This window comes from Streptomyces sp. NPDC001828, assembly GCF_042892175.1.
In the GTDB taxonomy this organism is placed as follows: domain Bacteria; phylum Actinomycetota; class Actinomycetes; order Streptomycetales; family Streptomycetaceae; genus Streptomyces.
Window position 1 is genome coordinate 49,128 of record NZ_JBIATV010000003.1, and the last position, 21,789, is coordinate 70,916.

The following is a 21,789-nucleotide window of genomic DNA, read 5'->3' on the forward strand; positions in this document are numbered from 1 at the left end:
CCTTGATCCCGTCGTAGCTGCGGCCCGCCGGGCTTCCACTCCGCCCGGCGGAGCCACCAAGGACATGCCCCCACCCGCACGAGTACCTTCGTGCTGCCCGGGGGGCATACCTTGCTGTTCCGCGACTCCGCCGCCGCGGTTGCCGCCGAGTGCCTTTCCGGCGCTCTCTTTCTCCGCCTGACGGAGCAGTTCGTCCACGTGCACGGCCACAAACCCGGTTCGTCCGAGATCCGTTCGTGGGAGCGGAGCATCCCGGCACTCGCGAACGCGCTCACCGACGCGGGGCTCGGCCGGGTGGAAATGCTCCTGGAGTACGGGCTGCCGCTGAACAGCAAGCGGGCCGACGCGGTACTGGCCGGGGTCCACCCCCACACCGGGCTGCCTTCGTACGTCATCGTGGAACTGAAGCAGTGGAGCAGTGCGGAGCCGGACGACGACGATCCGTCGCTCTGCCGGGTGGACGCCTACCGTCGCGCGGTGCTCAACCCCGTCGACCAGGTCCGCGGCTACTGCGAGTACCTCATCTCCTTCAACGGGGCACTGGCCGAACACCCGGAGCGGGTGCATGGCGCCGCGTACTTGCACAACGCGACCGAGTTCGGCGTCGCCGGCCTCTTCGAAGCCGAGCAGAACCAGTACGGCCAGCTGTTCATCGGCGCGCGCCGGGGCGAGTTCATCGATTTCCTGCGGACGAAGCTGGGAGAAGCGTCCGGCGCTCAAGCCGCGGACGAACTGGTCAACGGAAGGATCGGGCCCTCCAAGCAGCTCATGGCGGCAGCCGCCCAAGAGGTGCGTGAGCGTGAGCAGTTCGTCCTGCTGGACGAGCAGCAGATCGCCTACCGCACGGTTCTCAATTCCGTTCGCCGGGCCAAGCAGTCCGACCACAAGGAAGTCGTCATCGTCACCGGCGGGCCCGGTACCGGGAAGAGCGTCATCGCGTTGTCGCTCCTGGGCGAGCTGTACCGGCAGGGCATCACCGCGCTGCACGCCACCGGCTCCAGCTCCTTCACCACGACAATGAGAAAGGTCGCGGGCGCCCGGAAGCGTGAGGTGCAGGAGCTCTTCAAGTACTTCAACAGTTTCATGACCGCCGAGCACAACAGCCTCGACGTCCTGATCTGCGACGAGGCCCACCGCATGAGGGAGACGTCCGCCAACCGGTACACGTCGGCGGCGAACCGCACGGGCAAGCCCCAGATCGAGGAACTCATCGACGCCGCACGCGTCCCGGTCTTCCTGCTGGACGAGCACCAAGTCGTGCGACCCGGTGAGATGGGTACAGTCGCGGAGATCAAGGCGGCCGCCGCGAAGAAGGGGCTCCGCTGTCACGTGGTGCCGCTGGACAGCCAGTTCCGGTGCGGGGGCAGCGATGCGTATCTCCGGTGGGTGGTGCGGCTGTTGGGGCTCGAGCCAGGTGGAGCCACGGCATGGGAACCCGACGGCAGGATGCGACTCCTGCTCGCGGAGAGCCCGCAGGAGATGGAAGCGTTCCTCGAGGAACAGCGCTCGCGGAAGTACAGCGCACGCATGTCCGCCGGCTACTGCTGGAAGTGGACGAAGAAGGTGGCCCCTGGGCAGAGCCTGCCGGCCGATGTGGTCATCGGAGAGTGGGAACGGCCCTGGAACGTCTTCGGTGACCGGGCCGTCGAAGGCGCCCCTCCAGCCGCCCTGTGGGCCACCGACCCGGCCGGTTTCGGACAGGTGGGCTGTGTGTACACGGCCCAGGGCTTCGAGTACGACTGGAGCGGCGTCATCATCGGCCCCGACCTGGTGTGGCGCCGCGACGGCTGGGTCACCGACCGTACGGCGTCCAAGGACCCGGTATTCAAGAAGTCGACTCCGGACGCGGCCGTCGACCGCCTGATCCGCAACACCTACAAGGTGCTGCTCACACGCGGAATGATCGGCACGGTGCTCTACTCCACGGATGCCGAAACCCGCGAGAAGCTGCGGGAGCTGGTCGGCACCGCCGCGCTGGACAGTCAGCCCCATGCTGCCGTCCCGGCGATCAGCAGGGGCTAGACGAGGAGCGAGTACCCCCGTACCCGAAACGCGAAGGGGCCGGCTCACGAATGAGCCGACCCCTTACGACCCGCGCGCTCGCCGGGTCAGGCACACGCCTGTTGGTTCACCCGGTCACACGTTGAACCGGAACTCCACAACATCCCCGTCCTGCATGACGTACTCCTTGCCCTCCATCCGCGCCTTGCCGCGCGAGCGGGCCTCGGCTACCGAGCCCGCGTCGATCAGGTCGGCGAAGGAGATGACCTCGGCCTTGATGAAGCCCTTCTGGAAGTCGGTGTGGATGACACCGGCCGCCTCGGGGGCCGTGGCGCCCTGGGGGATGGTCCAGGCGCGGGTTTCCTTGGGGCCGGCCGTCAGGTAGGTCTGGAGGCCCAGGGTGGCGAAGCCGACGCGGCCGAGGGTGGCGAGGCCGGGCTCCTCCTGGCCCATGGACTGGAGGAGTTCGAGCGCCTCGTCGTCGTCCAGCTCGATCAGCTCGGACTCGATCTTCGCGTTGAGGAAGATCGCCTCCGCGGGGGCGACCAGGGCGCGCTGCTCGTTCTTGAAGTCCTCGTCGACCAGCTCGTCCTCGTCGACGTTGAAGACGTACAGGAACGGCTTGGTGGTCAGCAGGTGCAGCTCGTGCAGCAGGTCGCCCTGCTCCGTGCCCTTCGTGATGCCGTGCGAGAAGAGGGTGTCGCCCGCCTCGAGGATCTTCTGGGCCTTCTCGACCGCCGCCAGGACCGCGATCTTGTCCTTCTGGAGGCGGGACTCCTTCGTCAGGCGCGGGACCGCCTTCTCGACGGACTGGAGGTCGGCGAGGATCAGCTCGGTGTTGATCGTCTCGATGTCGTCCTTCGGGGACACCTTGCCGTCGACGTGGACGACGTTCTCGTCCTTGAAGGCGCGGATGACCTGGCAGATCGCGTCCGACTCGCGGATGTTCGCGAGGAACTTGTTGCCCAGGCCCTCGCCCTCGCTCGCGCCGCGCACGATGCCGGCGATGTCGACGAAGTCGACCGTGGCGGGCAGGATGCGCTGGGAGCTGAAGACCTCGGCGAGCTTGGCCAGGCGGGGGTCGGGGACGCCGACGACGCCGACGTTCGGCTCGATGGTGGCGAACGGGTAGTTGGCCGCCAGTACGTCGTTCTTGGTCAGGGCGTTGAACAGGGTCGACTTGCCGACATTCGGCAGACCGACGATTCCGATCGTGAGCGACACGTGGCGACTTCCCGGTACGAGGGCGGTGGACGGTCCGGAGGGTGGACCGCCCACCAGTTTACGGGCGCGCGATACCGGCCGTGACGGCCCCGGACCGTCGAACGCAGGGGCAAGCTCACTCAAAGGGCGTGTCCAATGGATGGTTGCGCCCCTGTCGCGACCTACGTTGGTGCGGTGGAGCAATCTAGGACGCGCACCCCGCAGAACGGACAGCGAGCACGGACCTCGGCGCCGGGGCCCTCCCGGGCGCCACTCGGCGTGCCCGCCGGCGCGGCGGTGACCGGTGAGAGCGCCGCCGTCTACCGGGCGGCCGGCCGCACCCGGCGGGTGCCGCCCATCGTCCTCGCGCTGCGCAGACTGCCGTCCCCCCGGCTCACCGGGCTCGGCGGCGGGCTCCTCGCCGCGGCCCTGATGTTCGCGCTGGGCACCCTGGACTGGCTGCTCTTCGACGGTTCGCCCGCGGTGTACGGGGTGCTGTTCCTGCCGGTCTGCGCGGTGACCGCGCTGTGGGTGCGGCCCGCCGACCTGGTGACCGCCCCGATCTGCGTGCCCATCGCCTTCGCGGTGGGGATCATCCCGGTCGCGGGCGGCACCGGCGGCTTCGGCGGTCAGGCGATGGCCGTGGTCACCGCGCTCGCCCTGCACGCGGGCTGGCTGTACGCGGGAACGCTGGTGGCCGGCGTGATCGCCACCGTACGGAAGGTGCGGCTCATGGGGCGTCGGCGCGGGCCCCTCAAGGCCGGCGGCCCTGTCAAAGCCGGGGGTTCCGTCAAGGCCGGGGGTTCCCTCAAGGCCCGGGGCCCGGGCAAGGCCGACGCCCGCCGCTGACCCGGGTGGGGGGGGACGGGCCTCGCAGCACCCGTCCTCGTAACGCCACCCTCGTAATGCCGCCGTCGCGGCACCGCCCTCGTAACGCCGCCCAAACCCCCACCCAAGCCCCGCCCAAGCCCCCGCCCAAGCCCCCGCCCGGGCTAGGCCGAGCCCGGTGCTCGCCGCCGGGCTACCGTCCGGACGCCACCATCGCCGCCCCCACGATCCCCGCGTTGTTCTGCAGCTGGGCCGGGACGATCTCCGCCTCGATGCCCTCGATGAGCGGCAGGAACTTGTCGGCCTTGCGGCTGACCCCGCCGCCGATGATGAACAGCTCCGGCGAGAACAGCATCTCCACATGGGCGAGGTACTTCTGGACCCGGCGGGCCCAGTGCGACCAGCTCAGGTCCTCGTCCTCCTTGACCTTGGTCGAGGCGTGCTTCTCCGCGTCGTGGCCGTGCAGCTCCAGATGGCCGAGCTCGGTGTTGGGGACGAGGTTGCCGTCGATGAAGACCGCGCTGCCGATGCCCGTACCGAAGGTCAGCAGGATCACCGTGCCCTTGCGGCCCTTGCCCGCGCCGAAGCGCATCTCGGCGACGCCGGCCGCGTCCGCGTCGTTCAGGACGGTGACGGGCATGTCCCCCAGGCGGTCGCCGAGCAGGCGGGCCGCGTCCACGCCCACCCAGTCCTTGGCGACGTTGGCGGCGGTGCGGACGGTGTTCGCGGTGACCACCCCGGGGAAGGTGATGCCGACCGGCCCCGACCAGCCGAAGTGGCCGACGACCTCCGCGACGCGGTCCGCCACCGCATCGGGGGTGGCGGGGTGCGGCGTCAGCACCTTGTGGCGCTCCTGCGCCAGGTCGCCCCGATCGAGGTCGACGGGGGCACCCTTGATGCCGGTTCCGCCGACGTCCACTCCGAACACGTTCTTCATGGCGTTCATGAGATCCACGTTACGGGCGGACGCGCGGTGCGACGTGCTGGACGGTGTTACTCGCCCGACAGCTCGGCCGCCTCGGCGCGCAGGTCGCGGCGGAGCTCCTTGGGCAGCGAGAAGGTGATCGACTCGTCCGCCGTCTTGACCGTCTCGACGTCGCCGTAGCCGCGCTGGGCCAGCCATTCCAGGACGCCGTCGACCAGGACGTCCGGCACGGAGGCGCCGGAGGTCAGGCCGACCGTGCTGACGCCCTCGAGCCAGGCCTCGTCGATCTCGTCGGCGAAGTCCACCAGGTGGGCGGCGGGGGCGCCCGCGTCGAGGGCGACCTCGACCATGCGGATCGAGTTCGAGGAGTTCTTGGAGCCGACGACGATGACCAGCTGGGCGTCCTCGGCGAGCTTCTTCACGGCCACCTGGCGGTTCTGCGTGGCGTAGCAGATGTCGTCGCTGGGCGGCGAGAGCAGGTTCGGGAACTTGTTCTTGAGGGCGTCGACCGTCTCCATCGTCTCGTCGACGGAGAGCGTGGTCTGGGAGAGCCAGACGACCTTCGACTCGTCGCGGACCTCGACGTTGGCCACGTCGTCCGGGCCGTCGACCAGGGTGATGTGCTCGGGGGCCTCGCCGGAGGTGCCGATGACCTCTTCGTGGCCCTCGTGGCCGATCAGGAGGATGTCGTAGTCCTCCTTCGCGTACCGCACGGCCTCCTTGTGGACCTTGGTGACCAGCGGGCACGTGGCGTCGATGGTGGCCAGCTTGCGCTCGGCGGCCTCGGCGTGGACGGTCGGGGCGACGCCGTGCGCGGAGAACATCACGATGGAGCCCTCGGGCACCTCCGCCGTCTGCTCGACGAAGATCGCACCCTTCTTCTCCAGGGTCTGCACGACGTACTTGTTGTGGACGATCTCGTGCCGGACGTAGATGGGCGCCCCGTACTGCTCCAGGGCCTTCTCCACGGCGATCACGGCACGGTCCACGCCCGCGCAGTAGCCACGGGGAGCGGCGAGCAGGACCCGGCGGGCAGCAGTAGCAGTCATGCCGTCCATGGTAGGGGCTGGCACGGACAGCCCGACCGGCCCCACGCAACGCCGCCGTCCTCCCCGGCGCCCGACCGGCGCCCCCGGCGGGCCAAAGATCGCGGAGCCGGTGAGACTGGGCGCATGAGTGGCGTACGCGAGGAGCACGAGGATTCCGGCAGGCCCCGCCGCCCCGAGGGGACCGGCCCCGGCGAGGGGACCGAGGGGGCCGAGGGGGCCGAGGGGGCCGAGGGGGCCGGGCAACTGCGGCGGAGTCTGGGATTCCGGGACCTGGTCGTCTACGGGCTGCTCTTCATCGCGCCCATGGCCCCGGTCGGCATCTTCGGCACCTTGGACGCCAAGTCGCACGGCGCCGTCGCGCTGGTCTACCTGGTCGCCACGGTCGCCATGGGGTTCACGGCGTACAGCTACGCGCAGATGGTCCGGGTCGTCCCGCTGGCCGGGTCGGTGTTCGCGTACGCGCGCAAGGCGCTCGGCGAGGGGCCGGGGTTCATCGCCGGGTGGATGGCGATGCTCGACTACCTGCTGATCCCGGCGGTCGCCTACCTCTTCTCCGGCATCGCGATGAACTCCCTGGTCCCCTCGGTCTCGCGCTGGGTGTGGACGGCCATCGCCGTGGTGCTCACCACCCTCCTGAACCTGTGGGGCGTACGCGCCGCGGCCCGGGTGGGCTTCGCGGTGCTCGCGATGGAGATCGTGGTGCTGCTCGTCTTCGTCGTGGCCGCGGTGGTCGTGCTCGTACGGGACGGGGCGCAGCGGGGCTGGTTGTCGCCGCTGACCGGGGACGCCGGTTTCACTCTCGGCGCGGTGCTGGGTGCCGTGTCGGTGGCGGTCCTGTCCTATCTCGGCTTCGACGCGATCGCCACGTTCGCCGAGGAGGTGACGGGCGGCTCGGCGAAGGTGGCGCGCGCGGTGCTGTTCTGCCTGGTCCTGGCCGGGTTCCTGTTCGTCGCGCAGTCCTATCTGGCGGCCCTGCTGGAACCGATGTCGTCGGCCCAGCTGGCCGCCGACCCCGTCAAGCAGGGTTCGGCGTTCTACGACACCGTCGAGACCTCGGTCGGCGGCTGGCTGCACACCCTGGTGGCGGTCAGCAAGGCGATCGGGGCAGCCTTCGCGGCGCTCGCCGGGCAGGCCGCGGCGGGCCGGCTCGTCTTCGCGATGGCCCGCGACCGGCGGCTGCCGCACGTCCTGTCGCGGACCGCGTCGGGGGTGCCGCGCGCGGCGCTCCTGCTGGCCGCCGTGGTCACGCTGGTCGCCGCGGTGTGGGCGGCCCGGCGGGACGACGGCATGGACCACCTCGTCTCCGTGGTCGACATGGGCGCGCTGACCGCGTTCTTCCTGCTGCACGTCTCCGTGATCGCCTGGTACGCGGTGCGCCGCATGGAGGGCGCCCCCAACTGGCTGCGCCACGTGGTGGTCCCGGTCCTCGGGGCGGCCGTCATCGTCGCGGTGGTCTGGGAGGCGACGACCACGGCCCAGCTGGTCGGCCTCGGCTGGCTCGCGCTGGGCCTGGTGGTCCTCGCCATCCAGTGGGGCCGGCGCGACGGCCGCGACTCCCAGCCCCCGGCGCCGGGCGGGACTGTCGGTGGCGCGGGCTAGCCTGCGTACATGGCTCTGAATACGAGTGCGGACGCGCCGCTCCCCGTCGGCGAGGTGTCCCGCCTCATCGGGGGGTGGATCAACCGCCTCGGGGCGGTCTGGGTGGAGGGGCAGATCACCCAGCTCTCGCGGCGGCCCGGCGCGGGCGTGGTGTTCCTGACGCTGCGTGATCCCTCGCACGACATCTCGGTGGGGGTCACCTGCTACCGGCAGGTGTTCGACGCGGTGGCCGACGTCGTGTCCGAGGGCGCGCGCGTCGTCGTGCACGCGAAGCCCGAGTGGTACGCGCCGCGCGGCCAGCTCTCGCTGCGCGCGGTGGAGATAAAGCCGGTCGGCATCGGTGAACTGCTCGCCAGACTCGAGCAGTTGAAGCGGACGCTCGCCGCGGAGGGGCTCTTCGCGCTGGACCGCAAGCGCCAACTGCCTTTCCTGCCGCAGCTCGTGGGGCTCGTGGTCGGGCGGGCCTCGGCGGCCGAGCGGGACGTCCTGGAGAACGCGCGGCGGCGCTGGCCGGCCGTGCGCTTCGAGGTGCGCAACGTGGCGGTGCAGGGGGTGCACGCGGTGCCGCAGGTCGTCCGGGCGGTCGAGGAGCTCGACGAGCGGCCGGACGTCGACGTGATCATCGTGGCCCGGGGCGGCGGCAGCGTGGAGGACCTGCTCCCGTTCTCGGACGAGGAGCTGGTACGCGCGGTCGGCCGGTGCCGTACGCCCGTGGTGTCGGCGATCGGCCACGAGCCGGACGCGCCGCTGCTCGACCTGGTCGCGGACCTGCGGGCGTCCACGCCGACCGACGCGGCGAAGAAGGTCGTGCCGGACGTGGGCGAGGAGCTGGACCGGGTCCGGCTGCTGCGGGACCGGGCGCGCCGCCATGTCGTGGGTCTGGTCGACCGCGAGGAGCGAGGCCTGGCGGGGATGCTCGCACGGCCCTGGATGGAGCGGCCGCACCGGATGCTGGACGACCGGGCGGACGAGGTGGACGCGCTGGTCCACCGTTCGCGCCGGGTCCTCGGGCACCTCCTGGACCGGGCCGACTCGGAGCTCTCGCACACCCACGCCCGGGTGGTGGCGCTCTCGCCGGCGGCCACGCTCGAGCGGGGGTACGCGGTGCTCCAGCGGGCCGGCGGCGAGGTGGTCCGCTCCCCCGGCGAGGTCGCGCCCGGGGAGGATCTGCGCGCCCGGGTCGCCGAGGGCGAGCTGCACGTCACTGTCGTACCGCGGACATAGGGTGGATCGCATGGCCAAGACGGACGAGGTCGCATCGGGTGATGCGGCACTGGGGTACGAGCAGGCGCGGGACGAGCTGATCGATGTCGTACGGCGGCTCGAAGCGGGGGGTACGACGCTGGAGGAATCCCTCGCGCTCTGGGAGCGGGGGGAGGAGCTGGCCAAGGTGTGCCGGCGCTGGCTGGAGGGGGCTCGCGCCCGCCTCGACGCGGCGCTGGCCGACCCGGCCGAGGAGAGCTGACCCCTCCGGTACGGGCCCCCGGGGTTACCCGGGGCTCCGCCCCGGACCCGGGGGGCGTTTTCCCACCCTCCCGCCCGTAGCCCGGGGTCGGTTGGTTCCGGGCCCCCGGGGGCTCCGCCCCCAGACCCCCGTTCGCGCCTGAACGGCGCTCGTCCTCAAACGCCGGACGGGCTGAAATGCCCCAACGCGGCCCGGCACCAAGGCATTTAGGGGCGCGGGGCTGTGACATATGCGGCTCCGCCGCGTGGGCGCGACCGGCCACGCACGGTCCGCAGCCGAAGGCGGGTTCAAGCAACCCGCACCGCACCGAGGCACAGCCCGCCCTGTGAGTCTGATCACGCAAACCCCGGTTTAGTTGAAAGTTAACCTAAACCTGCCGTACCGTCGGAGACATCGCTTGATCAGCAGCCCGGAAGGTAGCTTTCAGATGTCCCTCGCCCTTGACCCCGCCGCCCAGGACCTCCTCTTCCGCGAGGCCCGCACTGCCAACACGTTCACCGACGAGCCGGTGACCGACGAGCAGGTCCAGGCGATCTACGACCTGGTCAAGTACGGCCCGACCGCCTTCAACCAGTCGCCGCTGCGCGTCACCCTGGTCCGCTCCCCCGAGGCCCGCGAGCGCCTCGTGCAGCACATGGCCGAGGGTAACCGCCCGAAGACCGCCGCCGCGCCGCTGGTCGCGATCCTCTCCGCGGACAACGAGTTCCACGAGGAGCTCCCGGCCCTCTTCCCGCACTTCCCGGCCGCCAAGGACGCCTTCTTCTCGGAGCGCCCGGCCCGCGAGAGCGCCGCGCTGCTCAACTCCGCGCTGCAGGCCGCGTACTTCATCGTCGGCGTCCGCGCCGCCGGCCTGGCCGCCGGCCCGATGACCGGGTTCGACTTCGCCGGTGTGCAGAAGGAGTTCCTGGACGACGACCACACCCCGCTGATGATCGTCAACATCGGCAAGCCGGGCGAGGACGCCTGGTTCCCGCGTAGCCCGCGCCTGGCTTACGAGGACGTCGTCACCACCGTCTGACCACGGGCCGTCCGGCCCGGGGGTCCGGGGGTTGCCCCCCGGGCAGACACAGTCCGCGTAGCCCGCGCCTGGCTTACGAGGACGTCGTCACCACCGTCTGAGTCACCGCTCGGCGCGTCCGAGCGCACGCTCGATACGACGAGGGCCGCCGCACCGTTCCGGTGCGGCGGCCCTCGTCGTATGCGTACGAAAACCGTGGGACGTCAGTCCGCCGTCTTCTTCGACTCCAGCGCCCCCGCCATCGTCACCAGCTGGTCGTACGGTGCCGTGCCCGTGACCACCGTGGTGTGGCCCTGGTCCTGGCGGACGAGGGCGTCGTACTTGGGGCCGTCCCAGTACGTCCAGGTCGCGCCGGCGATCTGCTGCGACTTCTCGGTCTTCGTCGCGCTCCGGCTCACCTCGGCCACGAACTTGTCCAGGGGCGCGGTCGACTGCTCGACGGCGATGTACTGGTTCTGCGGGTCGAGGAAGCCCAGGTGCCAGGCGTTGTTCTTGGCGCCGTCGTACGACACCGAGGTCGCCTTCCACTTGTCCTGGTCGGGCAGGCCGACGGGGGCCGCCACCGGGTACGGTGCGGCCCGGCGCACGGTCGAGAGCTCGACCTTGTAGTTGACCGCCTTCAGCGGTGGGGCGTCCGATTCGTCGTGCGGGATGAACACATAGATCACAGCCGCAGCGATGCCGATCACCACCAACGACTGCAGCATGTTCCGGACTGTCTGCTTACTGCTGCGCGTTCCTGCCACGACCCCATGTTCTCAGGTCATGTCGGCGCTCATACGTGGACCCCTCTGCTCAATTTGTCGACGTGCGGATAGAGTCCTAGCACCCTCTTACCCTGCGGCCGTCGCCGTACAGAAAGGTGCGCTCCGATGACCGAGCATCATCTGCCGTCCGAACTCGAGGTCTCCCCCGAGGCTCCCGACCGCAACCTGGCCCTCGAGCTCGTCCGGGTCACCGAGGCCGCCGCCATGGCCGCGGGCCGCTGGGTCGGCCGCGGGGACAAGATCGGCGCGGACGGCGCGGCGGTCAACGCCATGCGGACCCTCGTCTCCACCGTCTCGATGAACGGCGTCGTCGTCATCGGTGAGGGCGAGAAGGACGAAGCCCCCATGCTCTACAACGGGGAGCGCATCGGCGACGGCACCGGCGCCGAGGTCGACATCGCCGTCGACCCGATCGACGGCACCACCCTGAACGCCAAGGGCATGCCGAACGCGATCGCCGTGCTCGCCGCCGCCGACCGCGGCGCCATGTTCGACCCGTCCGCCGTGTTCTACATGGACAAGCTGGTGACCGGCCCCGAGGCCGCCGACTTCGTCGACATCAACGCCCCGGTGTCGGTGAACATCCGCCGGGTCGCCAAGGCCAAGAAGTCCTCGCCCGAGGACGTCACCGTGGTCATCCTCGACCGCCCGCGCCACGAGGGCATCGTCAAGGAGATCCGCGAGACCGGCGCGCGCATCAAGTTCATCTCGGACGGCGACGTCGCCGGTTCGATCATGGCCGTGCGCGAGGGCACCGGCGTCGACCTGCTCATGGGCATCGGCGGCACCCCGGAAGGCATCATCTCCGCCTGCGCGATCAAGTGCCTGGGCGGTGTGATTCAGGGCAAGCTGTGGCCCAAGGACGAGGCCGAGCGTCAGCGCGCGCTCGACGCCGGGCACGACCTGGACCGTACGCTCTCCACGAACGACCTGGTCAGCGGCGACAACGTGTTCTTCGTCGCGACCGGCATCACCGACGGCGAGCTTCTCCGCGGGGTGCGCTACCGCGGGGAGACCGCGACCACCCAGTCGCTCGTGATGCGCTCGAAGTCGGGCACCATCCGCCAGATCGACTCCACGCACCGCCTGTCCAAGCTGCGCGCGTACAGCGCGATCGACTTCGACCGGGCCAAGTAGCCCTGGAACCAAGGCAGTTCGTACGTATGTGAAGGGGCGTCCCCGTTGTGCGGCGGGGGCACCCCTTCACGTACGCAGACCACGCGTTCCCGCACGCGGAGCTACGCGGCGGACGCGGACTTCTTCAGCTCGACCTCGCGCCGCCTGCGGCGGGCGGTCACCACACGGCGCTCGGCGGCGGTCAGGCCGCCCCAGACTCCGTACGGCTCGGGCATGAGCAGGGCGTGCTCGCGGCACTCCACCATCACGGGACAGCGGGCGCAGACGCGCTTGGCGGCCTCCTCGCGGGAGAGCCGGGCGGCCGTCGGTTCCTTGGAGGGGGCGAAGAAGAGACCCGCCTCGTCCCGGCGGCAGACCGCCTCCGCGTGCCACGGGCCCGCCTGGTCCTCCCGAGCTGGACCACGCTGCGGCGGAACGGCGGCGACCTGCAGGGAATGATGCGGCGGATGCAGCACGGTCTACTCCTGACGACGGCTTCGCGAGCGAGCGACGATGCGACAGTCCCTACCCGCTGTACGCGGGCCTATGCACTGAGTTCCGTAGTGCGGAACTGCGCTCGGACGCCCGATGGCCTGAACCCGGCGTCGCCGCGCGCGGATCCGGACGTCAGGATTCGAGCCGCTTGCGCAGCCTCTGGTGCAGGTCGGCGATGAGCTTGCCCCGCTTCGGCTTGGCCTCGATGTTGCCGAAGACGGAGTATCCATTGACGACGACCACCGGAGCCTCCGGATCGTCGGCTTCGAGGGTGTGCACCTCGAAGTTGCCGAAGATGCCGGTGCCGCTGCCGCGCAGACTCAGGTTCTCCGGCACCCGCACTTCCACATTGCCGAAAATCGCGGTCGCGTTGATGACGGTCAGACGCTGCTCGAAGAGCGCCTCGGTGAGGTCGATCTCCACGCTGCCGAACAGCGAGAAGGCGTTGGTGCGCCTGCCGACCCGCCAGCGGCCCTTGCGGGTGGAGGCGGAGAAGACCGCGATCAGGTTCTCCGCGTCGACCGGCACCCCGCTCTCCTCCACCTCGTGCGGCCGGGGCGCGGCCACCGGGCGGGCGCGGGCTCCGCTCACGGGCAAGTCCTGGACCAGGGGCTCCAGTTCACCGACGGTCTTGGCGCGGTAGACCGCGTCGATGCGCTCGGCGTGCTCGGTGGCATCGAGCCGGCCCTCGGCCAGGGCGTCGCGCAGGATGTCGGCGATCCGGTCCCGGTCGGCGTCGGAGGCCCGCAGCGCCGGGGGCTCGGCATGCTTGGTGAGGTCGGCCTTCGCGGGCTGCGCGGGATCCGCCTTGGCGTGCTTTTCGAGGTCCACGGGGTCAGCGTACCCAAACGCGATAGATCGCGACTAGTCGCGGGAGGCGCCGACCTCGGCTTCCCCCGGACCGGGCGCGCGCCGGCCGTCCCCGGCCGGGGCCGGGCAACTGAGCCTTACCTCACAGGATCGGCGCCGGGGCGGCGGCATACGCTGGTGGATGCTGTGCCAATGGAGGTACAGCAGCTGTCTGCCGAGTGAGGAATGGCCGCAATGCCAGAGTTTCAGTACTCCGACCTTCTCCCCCTGGGAGAGGACACCACGCCGTACCGCCTGGTGACCGCCGAGGGTGTCGCCACCTTCGAGGCCGACGGGCGTACGTTCCTCAAGGTCGACCCTGAGGCCCTGCGCAAGCTGGCCGCCGAGGCGATCCACGACATCCAGCACTACCTCCGCCCGGCACACCTGGCCCAGCTGCGCAAGATCGTCGACGACCCGGAGGCCTCGGGCAACGACAAGTTCGTCGCGCTCGACCTCCTGAAGAACGCGAACATCGCGGCGGCCGGCGTACTGCCGATGTGCCAGGACACCGGCACCGCGATCGTGATGGGCAAGCGCGGCCAGAACGTCCTGACCGAGGGCGGCGACGAGGCGGCCCTGTCGCGCGGCATCTACGACGCGTACACGCAGCTGAACCTGCGCTACTCGCAGATGGCCCCCCTCACCATGTGGGACGAGAAGAACACCGGCTCGAACCTGCCCGCGCAGATCGAGCTGTACGCGACCGACGGCGGCGCCTACAAGTTCCTGTTCATGGCCAAGGGCGGCGGCTCGGCCAACAAGTCGTTCCTCTACCAGGAGACGAAGGCCGTCCTGAACGAGGCCTCCATGATGAAGTTCCTGGAGGAGAAGATCCGCTCGCTCGGCACCGCCGCGTGCCCGCCGTACCACCTGGCCATCGTGGTGGGCGGCACCAGCGCCGAGTTCGCGCTGAAGACCGCGAAGTACGCCTCCGCGCACTACCTCGACGAACTGCCCTCCGAAGGCTCGGAGTTGGGGCACGGCTTCCGGGACGAGGAGCTGGAGAAGAAGGTCTTCGAGCTGACGCAGAAGATCGGCATCGGCGCGCAGTTCGGCGGCAAGTACTTCTGCCACGACGTGCGCGTGGTGCGTCTGCCCCGGCACGGCGCCTCGCTGCCCGTCGCGATCGCCGTGTCCTGCTCGGCCGACCGCCAGGCCGTCGCGAAGATCACCGCCGAGGGCGTCTTCCTGGAGCAGCTGGAGACCGACCCCGCGCGCTTCCTGCCGGAGACCACCGACGAGCACCTGGACGACAGCGACGTCGTACGCATCGACCTCAACCAGCCGATGGACGCGATCCTGGCCGAGCTCACCAAGTACCCGGTCAAGACCCGCCTCTCGCTGACCGGCCCGCTGGTCGTGGCCCGCGACATCGCGCACGCCAAGATCAAGGAGCGGCTCGACGCGGGCGAGGAGATGCCGCAGTACCTCAAGGACCACCCGGTCTACTACGCGGGCCCGGCCAAGACGCCCGAGGGCTACGCGTCCGGCTCGTTCGGCCCGACCACGGCCGGCCGGATGGACTCCTACGTCGAGCAGTTCCAGGCGGCGGGCGGCTCGAAGGTGATGCTGGCCAAGGGCAACCGCAGCAAGCAGGTCACCGACGCCTGCGGCACGCACGGCGGGTTCTACCTCGGCTCGATCGGCGGCCCGGCCGCGCGCCTGGCCCAGGACTGCATCAAGAAGGTCGAGGTCGTCGAGTACGAGGAGCTCGGCATGGAGGCGGTGTGGAAGATCGAGGTCGAGGACTTCCCGGCGTTCGTCGTCGTCGACGACAAGGGCAACGACTTCTTCCAGGCGCCGGCCGAGCCGCCGACGTTCCTGAACATCCCCGTCCGGGGCGCCGGACAGGCCTGATCTCGCTCGACGGGCCACCGGATCCGAATAGGGTCCAAAGGCCCTAAGGACCAACTGAATTAGCCACCTATCCTGGCATGTGTCCGCAATCGCCCCGGCCGCCGCATCGGCCGGGGAGGTTCAACCACCGGGAGGGGTGGCGCAGTTGGGGTGGTTCACCGGGCCTGGCGGCTTACTGGCGGGGCTCGACCTGAGCCTGTTCCGGCGCCGCGCGAAGGCCTCGCCGACGGCCGCCGCGATGGTCGGCGCGGCCGGCCGGGTGGTCACGCCGATCCCCCGGGGCGGCTACGGCGAGGTCCTCTTCTGTGTGCACGGCCGGCCGCTCAAGTACGCGGCGCGGGCGCGCACTCCGCTCGACTCCGGCGCCCGCGTACGGGTGTCCTCGGCGCTCTCCCCCTCCGCCATCGAGGTGGCGCACCTCGGCCCCGCCGCGGACGGCTGTCCGTGACGGGGCCGGGCGATGGACAGGTCAGGCGAAGCGCTGGCCCGCGGTGCCGTCGCAGGCCCGCAGGGTGAGCGGGTCCTTGGCGGCGCCGAGCGTGGCGCACAGACCGGTGGCCGCCGCCGGGCGCAGGGTGCCGGACTGGCGCACCCACTCCTGGTTGGCGGCGCCCGAGCAGTTCCAGATGATCAGCTTGGCGCCGGCGGAGTAGTTCGCCCCCGGCACGTCCAGGCAGCGGTCCTGGGTGAGCTGGGTGTGCACCGACTTGCGGTCGCTGTCGTACCACCAGTTCTGGTTGCGTCCGCCGTGGCAGTCCCAGCCGAGGACGGCCGTGCCGTTGGCGCTGGTGGAGGCGGTGACGTCGACGCAGGTGCCGGTCGCCTCGTTCTTGAGGGGCCGGTACGCGTCGTCCCAGGCGAGCGGGTAGAGCGTGGGCGTCCCGGTGGAGGCGGGGTCCGCGCAACTGCCTTCCCGCACACCGGAGTTGTAGATCTGGGTGAGGCAGGAGGCGAAGGCGCCGTGGCCCCGGTAGTTGGGGTGGAAGGACTGGCGGACGGAGTTCTCGTCGGGCAGTCCGGGCTTGGAGAGGTCGATGTAGAGACCGCGGGCCCAGGTGTCCTCCATGCACACCTCGTGGCCGTTGAAGAGCCGCGAGTCGTCGAGGTAGGTCACTCCGGTGTCCGCGGCCACCTTGCGCATCCCGACCTCGAAGGCGGGCACCGCGGTGTTGCGGCCCCACACGGTGTCGGAGTCGTAGCCGAGCCCACCGCAGGCGAGCTTGCCGGGGAAGCCAGGGTTGTCGTGGAAGTCGGGGCCGATCGGGCTCGGGTAGCCCATCACGACCAGTTTGTACGAGCCGTCGGTGTAACCGGCGTCGCGCATCACGGACTTGAGGTCGCTCACCGTCTGCTCGACCTTGGGCACGAGCGCGTCGACGCGGGCCTGCCAGCCGGACTCGTACTTGGACTGGCACGGGCCCTGGAGCAGCAGATAGCGCTCGACGCAGTCGGTCATGACCGGGCCGAACTGGAGGTCGTCGTTGGCCCCGGCGACCAGGAGCACCATCTTGATGCGGGTGTTGCGCGCCTTGATGGCGAGGCTGTCGCTCTGCACGAGTTCATCGGCGTACTGCTTGGTCCCGCCGATCCTGATGTTTCCGGTGTACGCGCCCGAGCAGGCGACGTTGTACGTCTCGTCGGCCGGGATGCCGGTGCGGTGGATCGCGGAGTCGGGCGAGCGGTGGCACCAGTTGTCGGGGCCGTTGGTGCCGGCCTCGTAGGTGCCGACGCCCTCGCCCGAGATCTCGCTGTCGCCGAGCGAGATCAGGCCGGTCTTGCGGTCCGCCAGCGGCCGCTCGGCCGGATCGCCGTAGAGCTGGGTGGCCTCCGCCGCCCGGATCTTCTCCAGGTCGGGCGACAGCGGGGTGGACTTGACGGTCGGTGCGGACGCGGCCTGGGCGCCGGTCGCGCCCACCGCCATGCCCCCGAACGCCGCCGCGGCGGCCACCGCCGCCGCGAACGTACAGCGAAGTCTGTGTCTGGTGCGCCTCATTACGCCTCCCTGGTGGTTCCCGGGGGTACGGGGCTCGCCCCCCGGGAGAATGCGGCCCCCCGGTATTTACTGGCCGGTAAGGCGTGTTGGGAATAGGTAGAACAAGACAACTGCTCATCTTTTTCAGGAGGTTCGCCATGAACGACAGCGAGTACCGGACCGAGCACGACTCGATGGGCGAGGTACGGGTGCCCGCGCACGCCAAGTGGCGGGCGCAGACGCAGCGGGCGGTGGAGAACTTCCCCGTCTCCGGGCAGCGCCTGGAGCGCGCCCACATCGAGGCGCTGGCCCGCGTCAAGGCGGCCGCCGCCAAGGTCAACGCCGAGCTCGGAGTGCTCGACAAGGACATCGCGGGCGCGGTCGAGGAGGCGGCCGGCGAGGTCGCCGAGGGCCGCTGGGACGAGCACTTTCCGGTCGATGTCTTCCAGACCGGATCGGGCACCTCGTCGAACATGAACATGAACGAGGTCGTGGCGACGCTCGCCACCGAAAGGCTGGGCCGCGACGTCCACCCGAACGACCACGTGAACGCCTCGCAGTCCTCCAACGACGTGTTCCCCTCCTCCATCCACATCGCCGCGACGGCCGCCGTCACCGGCGATCTGATCCCCGCCCTCGACCATCTGGCGACCGCCCTGGAGCGCAAGTCGGCCGAGTTCGCGGACGTGGTCAAGTCGGGGCGTACGCACCTGATGGACGCGACCCCGGTCACCCTCGGCCAGGAGTTCGGCGGCTATGCGGCGCAGGTCCGTTACGGCATCGAGCGGCTGCGCTCCTCGCTGCCCCGCCTGGCCGAACTCCCCCTGGGCGGCACGGCGGTGGGCACCGGCATCAACACCCCGCACGGCTTCTCGGCGGCCGTGATCGCCGAGGTCGCGCGGGTCACGGGACTGCCGCTCACCGAGGCCCGGGACCACTTCGAGGCGCAGGGCGCGCGGGACGGCCTGGTGGAGACGAGCGGGCAGCTGCGCACCATCGCGGTGTCGCTCACCAAGATCTCCAACGACCTGCGCTGGATGGCCTCGGGGCCGCGCACAGGATTGGCCGAGATCAGTCTTCCCGACCTCCAGCCGGGCTCGTCGATCATGCCCGGAAAGGTCAATCCGGTCATTCCGGAAGCCGTCCTCATGGTCGCGGCCCAGGTCGTCGGCAACGACGCGACGGTGGCGACGGCCGGGGCGGCGGGCAACTTCGAGCTCAACGTGATGCTGCCGGTGATCGCCAAGAACCTCCTGGAGTCGGTCCGGCTGCTCACCAAAGTCTCCCGGCTGCTCGCCGACCGCACCGTCGACGGCATCACCGCGAACGTGGAGCGGGCCCGCGAGTACGCCGAGTCCTCGCCGTCGGTGGTCACCCCGCTCAACAAGTACATCGGGTACGAGGAGGCCGCCAAGGTCGCCAAGAAGTCCCTGGCCGAGCGGAAGACCATCCGCGAAGTGGTCCTCGAATCGGGGTACGTCGAGCGCGGGGACCTCACGGTCGAGCAGCTCGACGCGGCCCTCGACGTGCTCGGAATGACCCGCCCCTGAGCACCGGGTGATCCGAATCGCAGCGTGGCCCGGCCCGGACTCCGTAATATCTGCACATGACAGGTACAGGAGGCGGCACCCCACACTGGGCGCCAGGGGACCAGATCCTCTGGCGCTATCGCGATCACGCCCCCCACCTGGGGAGCGGCAAAGGGCCGGTCCACATCTGTCGCCCGGTGACGGTCGTGCAGGACACCGACGAGCTGCTCGCCGTGTGGATGGCGCCCCGCACCGAGTGCGTACGCCCGGTGCTCGCCGACGGCCGCCCCCTGTTCCAGGAGCCCCTGGCCACCCGCTACACCGCCCCGCGCACCACGGAGCGCTCCCAGTGGTTCGGCAGCGGTGTGCTCAAGCTGGCGCGCCCCGGCGAGCCCTGGTCGGTGTGGCTTTTCTGGGAACGGGGCTGGCGTTTCAAGAACTGGTACGTGAACCTGGAGGAGCCCCGCGCACGCTGGTCGGGGGGCATCGACTCCACGGACCACTTCCTCGACATCTCCGTTTCTCCGGACCGCAGTTGGCGCTGGCTGGACGAGGACGAGTTCGCCCAGGCCCAGCGGGTGGGCCTGATGGACGGTGACCTCGCGGGGCGGGTGCGGGCGGCCGGGGACGCCGCGGTCGAGGTGATCACCGCGTGGGGGCGGCCGTTCTCGGACGGCTGGGAGGCATGGCGACCGGACCCGCGCTGGCCCGTTCCCGCACTCCCGGCGGACTGGGATCGCACCCCGGCGCACATGACGTCGTGAGACCCTTGATGCGCCCCCGGGGTTCAAACGTAGGATCGTCCTCCGCAGGGCCATCCAGGGGCCACAGGGGTCGACCGGCGGACCCGGTGCGAGAATTGACCGTATGTCACCACAGGGGGTGGAGCGTGTCCGGTGTCGCCGCCGCCCGGACGGAGCCTCCCCCGCGCCTCGAGAAGTTGGGGGAGGGTATCCCGCGTGAAGCGACGGCATCACGCATCCTTACCCTGTCGCCGCCACTGCCGCCGCTCGCGGCAGGGTGGACGCCTCATCCCGGACGGACGGAACCCGACGCGTGACGGAGCCCCAGCCCACCTCGCACGAGAGCCGGCACAAGGAACGCGCCCGGCCCACCGAGCAGACCCTTCCGCACGCTCTTGAGGAGCAGGGGAGGCCCCATGCCGACACCCCGGCCGCACCGGAACCGGGCGGCACGTCCCGACGCGCCCCGCTGGGCGCCCGCGCGGCCGACCGGGGCGGCGCGGTGACCGCGTCCGTGCCGGGCCAGCCCGAGCGGGCGAGCCGCGACACCGCGGCCGCCGCCGCCGTGCCCCCGGTGGGCGCGGGCGGCGAGAGCGCCCTCACGGATCCGGGCGAGGGCGCCGCCGCGGTCGCCCGGCGCGAGGGCGACCGGCTGCGCTTCGTGGGCGCCGCTACCCGTCGGATCGCCCGTGGCATAGACCTCGACGAGATCGTGCTGGGCCTGTGCCGGGCGACCGTGCCGACGTTCTCCGACGCCATCCTGGTCCATCTGCGCGACCCGCTGCCGGTCGGCGACGAGCGCCCGGCCACCCCGTTCGTGCTGCGCCTGCGCCGCACGGACCGGCTGCGTTTAGTCGACGAGGCGCTGAGCGAGAGCGCGGAGGCCGAGGGCCTCACCGTGCTCGGCGGCCCGGGTCCCGACCTCACCCCCGCGTCCGAGCTGTGCGAGGTGCGCACCGGCGGGGAGCTGAACGAGGTCCTGCGCGGGGTGCGCCCGGTCTTCGCGGAGTCCCCCGCGGCCCGCGCGGCCCTGGCCGAACTGCTCGGCCCCGACCGCACGGTGCCCGGCGGCCGACGGGCGATACTCGCCCCGCTGCGCGGCCGGCGGCGGGTGATCGGCGCCGCCGTCTTCGTGCGCGGCCCCGAACGGCCCGCCTTCGAGGCCAACGACCTCCTGGTCGCGGCCCAGCTGGCGACCCACACCGCGCTCGGCATCGACAAGGCCGTCCTGTACGGACGCGAGGCCTACATCGCCGACGAGCTCCAGCGCACCATGCTGCCCGACAGCCTCCCCCAGCCCACCGGTGTGCGGCTCGCCTCGCGCTACCTCCCGGCGGCCGAGACCGCCCGGGTCGGCGGGGACTGGTACGACGCGATCCCGCTGCCCGGCAGCCGGGTCGCCCTGGTCGTCGGCGACGTGATGGGCCACTCCATGACCTCCGCCGCGATCATGGGCCAACTGCGCACCACCGCACAGACGTTGGCGGGTCTCGACCTGCCGCCCGCCGAGGTGCTGCACCACCTCGACGAGCAGGCCCAGCGGCTCGGCACCGACCGCATGGCGACCTGCCTGTACGCGGTCTACGACCCCGTCGCGCACCGCATCACCATCGCCAACGCCGGCCATCCGCCACCAGTGCTGCTGCACCTCGGCGGCCGCGCCGAGGTCCTGCGGGTGCCGCCGGGCGCCCCCATCGGGGTCGGCGGGGTCGACTTCGAGGCGGTCGAGCTGGACGCCCCGGCGGGTGCCACGCTGCTCCTGTACACCGACGGCCTGGTGGAGTCCCGGCTGCGCGACGTGTGGACCGGCATCGAGCTGCTGCGTGAACGCCTCGCCGCCACCGCCCAGTTGACCGGCCCCGACCACTCGCCGCCGCTCGAAGCGCTCTGCGACGACGTGCTCGACATGCTCGGCCCCGGTGACCGGGACGACGACATCGCGCTGCTCGCCGCCCGCTTCGACGGGATCGCGCCGAGCGATGTGGCGTACTGGTTCCTCGACCCGGAGGAGACCGCCCCCGGCCGGGCCAGGCGGCTCGCCCGCAGGGCGCTCGAGCGCTGGGGCCTGGAGGAGCTGACCGACTCGGTGGAGCTCCTGGTCAGCGAGGTCGTCACCAACGCGGTGCGCTATGCCGAGCGGCCGGTCACGCTGCGGCTGCTCAAGACCGACGTGCTGCGCTGCGAGGTGGGCGACGACTCCCCGCAGCTGCCGCGCCAGCGCCGGGCCCGTGAGACCGACGAGGGCGGGCGCGGGCTGTTCCTGGTCAACCGCCTCGCCCGGCGCTGGGGCGCGACCCGCCTTTCCGGCGGCAAGGTCGTCTGGTTCGAGCTGCCGACGCGCGGCTGACCCCGGGCACGTCCTCCGACAGC

The 21,789-nt window shown here is 70.9% G+C and carries 19 protein-coding genes; 12 read left to right on the forward strand and 7 right to left on the reverse strand.

Translation table 11 applies throughout. From position 1 onward, the window contains the following. Positions 1 to 111: 111 nt before the first annotated feature. Positions 112 to 2,022 (forward strand): DNA/RNA helicase domain-containing protein, encoded by a 1,911-nt coding sequence (locus ACFYZA_RS11515; protein ID WP_388489525.1) that lies wholly within the window; start codon positions 112 to 114, stop codon positions 2,020 to 2,022. A 114-nt stretch (positions 2,023 to 2,136) separates the two neighbouring features. On the opposite strand, the gene ychF is transcribed toward ACFYZA_RS11515, so the two are convergent. After that, positions 2,137 to 3,225, reverse strand: a complete 1,089-nt coding sequence (ychF, locus tag ACFYZA_RS11520; RefSeq protein WP_388489529.1) for a redox-regulated ATPase YchF — start codon at positions 3,223 to 3,225, stop codon at positions 2,137 to 2,139. Positions 3,226 to 3,399: 174 nt separating this feature from the next. Between ychF and ACFYZA_RS11525 the strand changes: the two genes are divergently transcribed. Continuing rightward, complete coding sequence (locus tag ACFYZA_RS11525) at positions 3,400 to 4,053, forward strand: DUF6542 domain-containing protein (RefSeq protein ID WP_382597386.1); 654 nt, start codon at positions 3,400 to 3,402, stop codon at positions 4,051 to 4,053. A 172-nt stretch (positions 4,054 to 4,225) separates the two neighbouring features. Here ACFYZA_RS11525 and ppgK read toward each other — a convergent pair whose 3' ends face one another. Beyond that, positions 4,226 to 4,978, reverse strand: coding sequence for a polyphosphate--glucose phosphotransferase (gene ppgK, locus ACFYZA_RS11530; protein WP_382597388.1), 753 nt, complete (start codon positions 4,976 to 4,978; stop codon positions 4,226 to 4,228). A gap of 47 nt (positions 4,979 to 5,025) precedes the next feature. Further along, entirely contained in the window at positions 5,026 to 6,015 is a 990-nt protein-coding gene (locus ACFYZA_RS11535; protein WP_382597390.1) for a 4-hydroxy-3-methylbut-2-enyl diphosphate reductase, read from the reverse strand. 114 nt (positions 6,016 to 6,129) lie between these two features. Here ACFYZA_RS11535 and ACFYZA_RS11540 point away from each other — a divergent pair, with 114 nt between their 5' ends. From ACFYZA_RS11540 to ACFYZA_RS11555, 4 genes are all read left to right on the forward strand, one after another. Then, positions 6,130 to 7,605 carry an APC family permease gene (locus ACFYZA_RS11540; RefSeq protein WP_388489533.1) on the forward strand — a complete coding sequence of 492 codons (1,476 nt, stop codon included), beginning with the start codon at positions 6,130 to 6,132 and terminating at the stop codon, positions 7,603 to 7,605. Positions 7,606 to 7,614: 9 nt separating this feature from the next. After that, positions 7,615 to 8,829: an exodeoxyribonuclease VII large subunit gene (xseA, locus tag ACFYZA_RS11545; RefSeq protein WP_382597394.1), complete on the forward strand. Its 1,215-nt coding sequence runs from the start codon at positions 7,615 to 7,617 to the stop codon at positions 8,827 to 8,829. Between the two features lie 10 nt (positions 8,830 to 8,839). Next, positions 8,840 to 9,070 (forward strand): exodeoxyribonuclease VII small subunit, encoded by a 231-nt coding sequence (locus tag ACFYZA_RS11550; RefSeq protein ID WP_382597396.1) that lies wholly within the window; start codon positions 8,840 to 8,842, stop codon positions 9,068 to 9,070. Between the two features lie 427 nt (positions 9,071 to 9,497). Then, positions 9,498 to 10,088 carry a malonic semialdehyde reductase gene (locus ACFYZA_RS11555; protein ID WP_382597398.1) on the forward strand — a complete coding sequence of 197 codons (591 nt, stop codon included), beginning with the start codon at positions 9,498 to 9,500 and terminating at the stop codon, positions 10,086 to 10,088. A 203-nt stretch (positions 10,089 to 10,291) separates the two neighbouring features. Here ACFYZA_RS11555 and ACFYZA_RS11560 read toward each other — a convergent pair whose 3' ends face one another. Next, positions 10,292 to 10,834 carry a DUF4245 domain-containing protein gene (locus ACFYZA_RS11560; protein ID WP_382594352.1) on the reverse strand — a complete coding sequence of 181 codons (543 nt, stop codon included), beginning with the start codon at positions 10,832 to 10,834 and terminating at the stop codon, positions 10,292 to 10,294. Positions 10,835 to 10,960: 126 nt separating this feature from the next. Between ACFYZA_RS11560 and glpX the strand changes: the two genes are divergently transcribed. Next, a complete protein-coding gene (gene glpX / locus ACFYZA_RS11565; protein WP_382594355.1) occupies positions 10,961 to 11,992 on the forward strand; it encodes a class II fructose-bisphosphatase in 1,032 nt (343 codons plus the stop codon). Positions 11,993 to 12,093: 101 nt separating this feature from the next. On the opposite strand, the gene ACFYZA_RS11570 is transcribed toward glpX, so the two are convergent. Both ACFYZA_RS11570 and ACFYZA_RS11575 read right to left on the reverse strand, forming a co-directional pair. After that, a complete protein-coding gene (locus ACFYZA_RS11570; RefSeq protein ID WP_382594358.1) occupies positions 12,094 to 12,447 on the reverse strand; it encodes a WhiB family transcriptional regulator in 354 nt (117 codons plus the stop codon). A 151-nt stretch (positions 12,448 to 12,598) separates the two neighbouring features. Next, positions 12,599 to 13,297: a DUF1707 domain-containing protein gene (locus ACFYZA_RS11575; protein ID WP_382594361.1), complete on the reverse strand. Its 699-nt coding sequence runs from the start codon at positions 13,295 to 13,297 to the stop codon at positions 12,599 to 12,601. A 213-nt stretch (positions 13,298 to 13,510) separates the two neighbouring features. On the opposite strand from ACFYZA_RS11575, the gene ACFYZA_RS11580 reads away from it, so the two are divergent. After that, positions 13,511 to 15,175: a fumarate hydratase gene (locus ACFYZA_RS11580; protein WP_382594364.1), complete on the forward strand. Its 1,665-nt coding sequence runs from the start codon at positions 13,511 to 13,513 to the stop codon at positions 15,173 to 15,175. A gap of 136 nt (positions 15,176 to 15,311) precedes the next feature. After that, positions 15,312 to 15,623: a hypothetical protein gene (locus ACFYZA_RS11585; RefSeq protein WP_388489540.1), complete on the forward strand. Its 312-nt coding sequence runs from the start codon at positions 15,312 to 15,314 to the stop codon at positions 15,621 to 15,623. Positions 15,624 to 15,644: 21 nt separating this feature from the next. Here ACFYZA_RS11585 and ACFYZA_RS11590 read toward each other — a convergent pair whose 3' ends face one another. Further along, positions 15,645 to 17,168 carry a ricin-type beta-trefoil lectin domain protein gene (locus ACFYZA_RS11590; protein WP_388489543.1) on the reverse strand — a complete coding sequence of 508 codons (1,524 nt, stop codon included), beginning with the start codon at positions 17,166 to 17,168 and terminating at the stop codon, positions 15,645 to 15,647. A gap of 137 nt (positions 17,169 to 17,305) precedes the next feature. Here ACFYZA_RS11590 and ACFYZA_RS11595 point away from each other — a divergent pair, with 137 nt between their 5' ends. The 3 genes from ACFYZA_RS11595 to ACFYZA_RS11605 all read left to right on the forward strand — a co-directional run bounded on the left by ACFYZA_RS11595 (position 17,306) and on the right by ACFYZA_RS11605 (position 21,766). After that, entirely contained in the window at positions 17,306 to 18,697 is a 1,392-nt protein-coding gene (locus ACFYZA_RS11595) for a class II fumarate hydratase (protein WP_388489546.1), read from the forward strand. Positions 18,698 to 18,753: 56 nt separating this feature from the next. Beyond that, positions 18,754 to 19,440: a DUF402 domain-containing protein gene (locus tag ACFYZA_RS11600; RefSeq protein ID WP_388489549.1), complete on the forward strand. Its 687-nt coding sequence runs from the start codon at positions 18,754 to 18,756 to the stop codon at positions 19,438 to 19,440. Between the two features lie 292 nt (positions 19,441 to 19,732). Further along, positions 19,733 to 21,766, forward strand: coding sequence for a SpoIIE family protein phosphatase (locus ACFYZA_RS11605; RefSeq protein ID WP_382594379.1), 2,034 nt, complete (start codon positions 19,733 to 19,735; stop codon positions 21,764 to 21,766). Positions 21,767 to 21,789: the final 23 nt, after the last annotated feature.